Here is an 8,695-nt window from a genome sequence, read left to right on the forward strand (position 1 = left end):
CACTTTAAAACGCAAAACCCCACCAGCGGGAGGTGGGGTTTATGGAGCGCTTACGCAGCATCAATTCGGCGCAGCGAGACCAATTGCAACGCCTGAGTATCCCGGTGTACGTCGCCGAACCCCATAGCCTTGAACAGTTGACCACCCAGGTGCAGGCCATCGCCGAGCAGTTGGGGCGCGCCGACACCGGTCGACAATTGGCCGCCCAGTTGCGCCAACGCTTGGCTCAGTTGCGCCAGCGCTACCAGCGTGCCGAACCGTTGCGCGTGTTTTACCAAGTGTGGAACCGGCCGCTGTACACCGTGGGCGGCGGGCAGATCATCAGCGATGCGCTCAGCGTGTGCGGCGCGCGCAATGTGTTCGACGATCTGAAGTTGCCCGCGCCGCAGGTCAGCATCGAGTCGGTGTTGCAGCGTAATCCTGAGGTGATCCTGGCGGGTGACCAGCCGCAGCTGGAGGCTTGGAAGGCCTGGCCGCAGGTGGCTGCCGTTGCGCAGGGGCGCTTGTTGTTAGTGCCGGATAAAGGCCTGGAGCGGCCGAGTGGGCAGATGTTGGAGGCGCTGGCGCGGTTGTGCCAGGTGATTGCGCCGAACCTGTGAGGTCGGGCCTCGAATGTTTGCTCAGAGCGCTGGCGTCCAGCTCACCCCAATCCTCCACACCCGACCTTCTTCCCGATAATCCTGGTTGTTCAGGAATGCCGGATCGTTATAGCTGTAGCGCGCCCGCGCGTAAGCCTTGTCCAGCAGGTTATCGACCTTCAGCGACAGCGACACTTCCCGGCTCACCGCCCAACTGCTGCGCCATCCCAACAAGGCATAGCCGCCCAGGCGATGGCGATTGTCTTCATCGTCATAGCTGCTGCTGATCGCCTGCCAGCTCGCGCCGACCCCGAATTGATTGAATTGCCGATCCAGGTCCAGGCTCACGGTGCGCCGTGCACGGCGGGCCAGGGTGTGCCCGGTGTTGCGGTCACGCGGGTCGATGACCGAGACGCCCAGGTTGCCTTGCCAGCCAAACAGTTCCTGTTTGAGTGCGCCCTCAAAGCCGTTGATACGCGCTGCTGCCACGTTCTGCGGCTTGCTGGTGCGGTCGAGAATGATGGCGTCGCTCAAGTCGGTGCGATACAGCGAGGCTTCCAGGCGTGTGCGGTCGCTGAGCTGGCTGCGCCATTGCAACTCGTAACTCTTTGAGGTCTCGGGCTGCAGGTTGGGGTTGCTGTACTGGGTGTCCGGGTAATAAAGGTCGTTAAAGGTCGGCGCGCGAAAGCCCTCGCTGTAGCTGAGCAGCACATCATTGTCCGGGTTGATCGGCACGGTGAGGGTGCCGCTCCAACTGTTCTGGGCGCCGAATTGCTGGTTCTGGTCGCGGCGCAGGCCCAGCTCGGTGGAAAACCCCTGGCCGTGGAAGCGGTGCTGCACAAAGGCGGCGCGGTTCCAGCGGCTGTTTTCGGTAAAGGAGGTGGAACCGTGGAAGCGGTCTTCGTACCAGTCGCCGCCGAGGATCAGGCTGTTCTGGTCATCCAGCGTCAGGTCGTTCTGCCAGTTGACCGAGTCGCGGTAGGTATTGAACACGCTGAAATCCTCGCTGAGGGTATCGCGCTTGGTATCGCGGATCTCGCTATGGCCCAGTTCCAGGCGCGACTGCCAGTGCTCATTGAGTTCGGCGTCGACATAACCGCTGGCGCTGCTCACGGCGTAGTCGGTGTAGGGTTTCTGGCCGACGGTCTGCCCGGTGGCGGCGACGTAGCGCCCGAAGCTGTTGTCGTATTCCGACTTGCCGCGGCTATCCAGGAGATTGAAACCCACCTCCAGCGCCTCACTGAAGGCATGGCTGAGGTTCAGGCTGACGGACTGGTTGCGGTAGGCATCCCGATCGCCATCGCTGGGGAATGACGTGTGCGTCGAATTGATGCCGGCGGTTTCATCCAGGCTCGCGCCCAGGTTGAAGCGAGTGTGTTCATCACCGCCGGATAATCCGAGGCTGCGCTCCCAGGACTGGTGGCTGCCCAAGCCCAGGTTCAAGCGTGGTTGCAGGCCCTGTTCGGCATTGCGCCGGGTAAACACCTGGATCACCCCGCCGATCGCGTCGCTGCCGTAGATCACCGAGCGCGAACCGCGCAGCACTTCCACCCGCTCGATCTGATCGACGTTCAGGTACTGCAGGCCACTGTCGCCGGAGGTGGTATTGGCGATGCGCTGGCCGTCCACCAGCACCAGGCTTTGTGCGGACTTGGTGCCACGCAGGTAAATGCCTGGAAGGCTGCCACGGCCGCCGGTGGGCGCAACTTGCACTCCGGGGACGCGGCTGAGCAGGTCAGTCAGGCTGGTGGGTTGCAGGCGGTCGATGTCGTCGCGGGTGAAGACGGTGTTGGCGGCGCTGCTGTCGTTGCGCGCCTGGACCTGGCGGTTGGCGCTGATGACCACATCGGGGAGTTTCAGCGCAGCGTCGCGGGTGTCGGCGAGCAATTCAGGGGAGGGCAGAAGCAGCAGGGGGAGGGCTAGGCGAAGATGTCTCATGGGGCTGTCCATGGCGTTTGAAGGTGACGCAAATCAAATGTGGGAGGGGGCTTGCCCCCGATGGCGTCTTGTCAGTCAGCATCGTAGTTGACTGAACTGCCGCTATCGGGGCAAGCCCCCTCCCACATGTTGAGCCGGTTTCTACAGCCCCAGCAGGGTCATACGCTCGCGCACGGAGGCTTCGATTCCTGCTTCGTCCAACCCGCACTCCGCCAGCATCTGCGCCGGCTTGGCGTGTTCGACGTACATATCCGGCAGGCCCAGGTGCAACACCGACTTGAGGATATTCTCGCGCGCCAGGAACTCGCTGACGGCGGCACCTGCACCGCCCATGATGGCGTTCTCTTCAACCGTCACCAGCAATTCATGGCTGGCGGCGATGTCGCGTACCAGGGCTTCATCCAGCGGCTTGACGAAGCGCATGTCGACCACGGTGGCATCGATCTTCTCGGCGACTTTCAGCGCTTCGGCCAATTGCACGCCAAACACCAGGAAGGCGGCCTTGCTGCCTTGGCGACGCAGGATCCCTTTGCCGATCTCGATAGGCGCCAGGTCTTTCTCGATCACCGCGTTCGGGCCATTGCCTCGCGGGTAACGCACAGCGGCCGGGCCGTTATACAGGTGGCCGGTGCTGAGCATCTTGCGCAGTTCGTTCTCGTCGCTCGGCGTCATCACCAGCATGCCGGGGATGCAGCGCAGGTAGGACAGGTCGAAACTGCCGGCGTGGGTCGGGCCGTCTTCGCCGACCAGGCCAGCGCGGTCGATGGCAAACAGCACGTCGAGGTTCTGCACCGCCACGTCATGCACCAACTGGTCATAACCGCGTTGCAGGAAGGTGGAATAGATCGCCACCACCGGCTTGGCGCCTTCACAGGCCATGCCGGCAGCGAAGGTCACGGCGTGTTGTTCGGCAATCGCGACGTCGAAGTAACGCAGCGGGAAACGCTCGCTGAAGGCCACCAGGTCGGAGCCTTCCTTCATCGCCGGGGTAATCCCTACCAGGCGCGGGTCGGCAGCGGCCATGTCGCACAGCCATTCGCCGAACACTCCGGAATACTTCGGCCCACTGGCCTTTTTCGGTGCGGCGGCGGGCGCGTCCAGGGGTTCGAGCTTGGTGATGGCGTGGTAGCCAATCGGGTCGACTTCGGCCGGGGCGAAGCCTTTGCCCTTCTTGGTAACGATATGCAGGAATTGCGGGCCCTTGAGGTCACGCATGTTGCGCAACGTGGCGATCAGGGTCGGCAGGTCGTGGCCGTCGATCGGGCCGATGTAGTTCCAGCCCAGTTCCTCGAACAGCGTGCCGGGCACCAGCATGCCCTTGGCATATTCCTCGGTGCGCCGCGCGATTTCCCACGCGCCGGGCAGGCGTGACAGCACTTTCTTGCTGCCTTCGCGCATGCTTGCGTAGGTACGGCTGGAGAGGATCTTGGCCAGGTAATTGGACAAGCCACCGACATTGCGCGAGATCGACATGTCGTTGTCGTTGAGGATCACCAACATATTGGCATCCACTTCCGGCGCGTGGTTGAGCGCCTCGAAGGCCATGCCGGCGGTCAGTGCACCATCACCAATCACGGCAATCGCCTTGCGATCGCTGCCTTGCAGGCGGGCGGCAATCGCCATGCCCAGCGCTGCACTGATGGAGGTGCTCGAGTGGCCGACACCAAAGGTGTCGTACTCGCTCTCGGAACGACGCGGGAAGGCAGCAATGCCGTCCTTCTGGCGCAGGGTGCTCATGCGCTCGCGGCGGCCCGTGAGGATCTTATGCGGATACGCCTGGTGACCCACGTCCCACACCAGCCGGTCGTCCGGGGTGTCGAACACGTAATGCAGCGCGATGGTCAGCTCGATGACGCCCAGGCCTGCACCGAAATGCCCACCGGTCTGGCCGACCGTGTAGAGCAATTCCAGGCGCAACTCATCGGCCAGGGTTTCCAGCTCGGCTTCACCCAGACGACGCAGGCCGTCCGGCGTGGCAGCACGGTCGAGCAGGGGCGTGGACGGGCGTTTGCGGGGAATCTCTTGAAACGTCGTGGGCATCAGGCGAATCGTTATAGGTATAGAAGAGGCGGCAGTTTACCTCAAGCATCGCAAACTGCCCACGCAGAGCGCCGAACTTGGCTGATATGCGGCTGCAATGGCCGCAGTTATCAGTGCCGACGTTCGACGATATACCGCGCCAGGTGCCGCAGCGGCTCGGCTGCCGCGTCGAAAGGTCGCAGGGCGGCCAGGGCCTGGTCGCGTAGCTCGATGGCATACGCCTTGGCAGCTTCAAGCCCGAGCAATGCAGGATAAGTCGGTTTGTCCCGTGCGATATCCGCACCCTGGCGTTTGCCCAGGGTGGCGGTATCACTTTCCACGTCGAGAATGTCGTCCTGTACCTGGAACGCCAGGCCGATGGCCCGGGAATAGGTTTGCAAGGCCGCCAACTGCGGCGCTTCGGCCCGGCCACTGGCCAGGGCACCGAGGTGCACGGCAGCTTCTATCAATGCGCCGGTCTTGTGGCGATGCATATGTTCGAGGGCTTGCTGATCCAGCTTGAGGCTGACCGACCCCATGTCGATCGCCTGCCCGCCGACCATGCCGGCCGGGCCCGCAGCCAGGGCCAACGCGGTCACCATACGCAGGCGGATCTCGGCATTGACGCTGCTCAGCGCCGGGTCCAGCAAGGCGCTGAACGCCAGGCTCTGCAAACCGTCGCCGGCCAGGATCGCATAGGCTTCATCAAAGGCTTTATGGGTGGTGGGTTGGCCACGACGCAGATCGTCGTCGTCCATCGCCGGCAAATCGTCATGCACCAGGGAATACGCGTGAATCAACTCAACCGCACACGCCGCGCCATTCGCTTCTTCGGCCGGTGCGCCCAAGGCTTCACAGGCCGCATACGCCAGCAACGGGCGCACACGCTTGCCGCCATTCATCACGCTGTAGCGCATGGCTTCATAGAGACGCTTCATTTCCGGGCTTGGCGCAACAAACAAGGGCTCCAGCGCCGCATTCACCCGGGCTTGGCTGCTGGCCTGATACGCGTCGATCATTCCGGCTGTTCCGCATCGAAAGGTTCTTCGGCCAACTCCCCGTCGCGCTCCAGCAACACCTGGACCTTCTGCTCCGCCTGCGCCAACGCGCTCTGGCAGTCACGGGTCAGGCCGATGCCTTGCTCAAACGCCGTCAGCGAGTCCTCCAGCGACAACTCGCCGTTCTCCAGACGCTCGACCAAGGTTTGCAGGTCGGCGAGGGATTGTTCGAAATCGAGTGCAACTTTTTTGCGGGCCATGGCGGCTATTCCGGTAGACGGTAAACCGGCGCGACACTAGCAGACATGGGGGATGGGGGCAAATGAGAGGGGCGTCACTTGCCTGCTGTATTGACCCGATAACGCGTGCTGCGGCCGCCTCCCGGGAGACGAACCAAACAGTTTTTTTCCAACAGATCGGCCAGGTGTCGCGTCGCTGTCGCCTTGGATACCTTTGCCACCGACTGGTACTGCGCAGCGCTGATGCCGTGTTCGAAGCCCTTCTCACCACCGTCGAGCAGGCGATTGAGGACCTTGATCTGTTCAGCCGACAAAGGGAGGTCGCGGTGTTGCTGCCAGAACCGACTCTTTTCCAGCACTCGGTCAATCCGCGCCATGGCCTGCTGCACGCTGCGTAACAGGGTTTTAAGGAACCACTCCAGCCAGTCCGTGATATCCAATGAGGCCTTCTGGCTGGATTCCAGCGCGTTGTAGTAGCCGGTGCGGTCTTCGAGGATGCTGGCTGACATAGCATAGAAACGGATGGCCTGGTGTTCACCCTGGGCCAGTGCCAAATCGGTGATGGCGCGCGTCAGGCGACCATTGCCGTCATCGAAGGGATGCAGTGTGACAAACCAGAAGTGCGCGACGCCGGCGCGTACCAGAGGGTCCAGCTCCGGCTGATCGCGGCTGATTTCGAACCACTCCAGAAAATCCGCCAGTGCCTGCTCCAGCCCCAGACGTGGTGGCGCCTCGAAATGCACGGTCGGCCGATCAAGCCGGCCCGACACTACCTGCATCGGCTCATCCCCCCTCAATGCCCCGATATTGAGCGCTCTGGCGGCATAGCCTGCTTCTGGGGCCGGGAACAATAAGTGATGCCAGTTCAATAAGCGGGCGAGGGTAAAAGGCTGGGTGAATTGTTGAGTGGCATCCATCATCAACTCGGCGAGGCCTTCGCTACGGCGGCTTACCTGACCGTCTTCCATTGCTTCCAGGCCCATCCGCCTTGCCAGGGACGAGCGCACCGAGCCGACATTCAACAGCTCGCCCTCAATCGCCGAGGACGTCAGGATATTTTGCAGCAGCGCATCCAGTTCATTTTGTGCGCTGACTGCTTGGCTGACGGAGCCGAGCATGCCCAAAAGCTTGCCTTGGGCGTGTCCGCACTCGCGCAGCAAAGCCGCAAGGCGACCGGGTTGCCAGTGGAAATGAGGCCAGTCGGCGTGTTGCCAGATCCAGTGTGGATGAGCCATGGTGGAATGCCTGGGGTGCGTGAGCCGAATAAAGAGGTTATTCGGCTCATTTTGTGAACCGATTGTGCTGCGGATTCGGCTCAGGGTCTAGTCAGGCTGTCGTTATTTTCTGTAGCTATGGCGATGTGAGGTTTTGATTTTACCTTCTGGGCGATATAACTATCAGCAACCACTGGAAGATGCCCTCTCCGGTATTATTCGCCATAAAGCAGTAGCTTTCTCGCTTCACTAGCTTCAAGCTTTATGACTTTTTTGTGAGGGGCTAGAGTCTTATTCATTGTACATGTCGCCTATTTTAGGCCCGGCGGCGCCTATCATTTGTAAGGCAACTAGATCGTTGAGTTTGATCCGCTCCATAAACTGTTTTGCTGATCTGTAAAATTTATGGCTGGTGTGTTTTTGTTAAAAGCACTCGTGCGCAAATATCTCTAGTGCTAAAGGTGGCACTAATGCGTAGCTTTATTTCATTTGTTTGTATGGCGTTTTTTCAATGGTGTTGTCCGCGAACGCCTGCGGTCTAGAGTAAGGTTTGTGCTGCGAAGATAAGTTTCGTTCTGCGTCTACTAGTTTCTCTATATGGCTATCACTGTTCACGTCTCAACGTCTGGGAGTTTGTGGTATGGAGGGCTTCAATAGTGCAAAGTCGATATCGCCCTCAAATGAAATACAAGCAATCCAGTTTAGCTGTTTTGAACTATATATGTGTGCTGTGGTATTTCGGAGAAAACGCTGAGTGCCTCTTCTAGTTGTTCGAGGTTTATGCAGTAAGCGTCGTCACAAACCGAATCACCCACAATAATTATTGTGTCGTCGGCGACTTTTTTGATTTCCTTGGCCAGTCGTGAGGTCGGCGAGTCCGTAAGGTCGCCCCCAAAGTTCATGCTGTTGTTTAATTTGCTCCAGGCAATTTTGCTTCCTGAGAAAGGGATGTTTTCATTGATCTCTCTAACAATGGAAGCGTGATCATTGGCAGGAAGAATATTAAAGGCAATGTTGTGGGATCTCAGTTCCGCAATTAGCTTGTCATCAAAATGGCTCATTTTTTTTTGCGAACCTTTTAGTCATTTGTAATACGGTTTTTGGAAAAAGGGGGCGGAATTATTTGATTGCTCCCTTTCTACTTCGCGTCAGTCAATGTCATATCTCTTGTGCGCTATAGCTGCCAGCAACTACGAGAAAAATTGTTTCTCCGCCATTACTCGATGTAAAGCAGTAGGTTATTCCAGTTTCACCAGGCTCCAGTCTAGTGGCTTCTTGCGAAAGTCATGTGTTTTCCTCTTCGTACATGTCGCATATTTCGGTGCCGACAGGGCCTAAGCCTTGAAAGGCAACTAGGTCGTTAAAGGTTATATTCCAACGTTTTTCCTGCCAGTCTGTAAACTCCATTATCAATGTATTGCGGTTGCAAATCAGTTTTTCAATTGTTCCATCTGCCACAGGGATTTTTTTCATATCAGCTTCCTGGATGTTTTCCACCCGGTAAAAATCCGGTTCCGTGCCCTTCTTCGTAAGAGTGTGGTACGACTTTTATTGCTAGATAGGGGGCTGGGGGCAGATTTATTTGATCGAAAACAGCGAGTCGGATCTTTAGTCTATAAATAGTTCTGTCCCGAATGGCACTTACTTAACCTTTTTCGGATGTCCATTTTTCCTGACCTCGGCCCTTGCCGCCGAACGCGTCTGCATCA

At 59.0% G+C, this 8,695-nt stretch carries 7 protein-coding genes and 1 pseudogene; 1 reads left to right on the forward strand and 7 read right to left on the reverse strand.

Annotated features, from left to right (window positions below; all coding sequences use genetic code 11):
- Window positions 1-56: 56 nt before the first annotated feature.
- Window positions 57-599, forward strand: a pseudogene (locus ACODSV_RS35190) (helical backbone metal receptor); the annotation flags it as partial.
- A 21-nt stretch (window positions 600-620) separates the two neighbouring features.
- Here ACODSV_RS35190 and ACODSV_RS35195 read toward each other — a convergent pair.
- From ACODSV_RS35195 to ACODSV_RS35225, 7 genes are all read right to left on the reverse strand, one after another.
- Window positions 621-2,516 carry a TonB-dependent receptor domain-containing protein gene (locus ACODSV_RS35195; protein WP_150056031.1) on the reverse strand — a complete coding sequence of 632 codons (1,896 nt, stop codon included), beginning with the start codon at window positions 2,514-2,516 and terminating at the stop codon, window positions 621-623.
- A gap of 141 nt (window positions 2,517-2,657) precedes the next feature.
- Window positions 2,658-4,556: a 1-deoxy-D-xylulose-5-phosphate synthase gene (gene dxs, locus ACODSV_RS35200; RefSeq protein WP_024077641.1), complete on the reverse strand. Its 1,899-nt coding sequence runs from the start codon at window positions 4,554-4,556 to the stop codon at window positions 2,658-2,660.
- Between the two features lie 110 nt (window positions 4,557-4,666).
- Window positions 4,667-5,554, reverse strand: coding sequence for a (2E,6E)-farnesyl diphosphate synthase (gene ispA / locus ACODSV_RS35205; RefSeq protein WP_069077095.1), 888 nt, complete (start codon window positions 5,552-5,554; stop codon window positions 4,667-4,669).
- Window positions 5,551-5,793: an exodeoxyribonuclease VII small subunit gene (locus tag ACODSV_RS35210; RefSeq protein WP_003176346.1), complete on the reverse strand. Its 243-nt coding sequence runs from the start codon at window positions 5,791-5,793 to the stop codon at window positions 5,551-5,553. The genes ispA and ACODSV_RS35210 overlap by 4 nt, the downstream gene beginning before the upstream one ends.
- A gap of 74 nt (window positions 5,794-5,867) precedes the next feature.
- Window positions 5,868-7,007 (reverse strand): Fic family protein, encoded by a 1,140-nt coding sequence (locus ACODSV_RS35215; protein ID WP_150056122.1) that lies wholly within the window; start codon window positions 7,005-7,007, stop codon window positions 5,868-5,870.
- A 680-nt stretch (window positions 7,008-7,687) separates the two neighbouring features.
- Entirely contained in the window at window positions 7,688-8,047 is a 360-nt protein-coding gene (locus tag ACODSV_RS35220; protein WP_489047437.1) for a hypothetical protein, read from the reverse strand.
- Between the two features lie 223 nt (window positions 8,048-8,270).
- A complete protein-coding gene (locus ACODSV_RS35225; RefSeq protein WP_223817916.1) occupies window positions 8,271-8,459 on the reverse strand; it encodes a hypothetical protein in 189 nt (62 codons plus the stop codon).
- Window positions 8,460-8,695: the final 236 nt, after the last annotated feature.

Source organism: Pseudomonas sp. FG86, assembly GCF_057808775.1.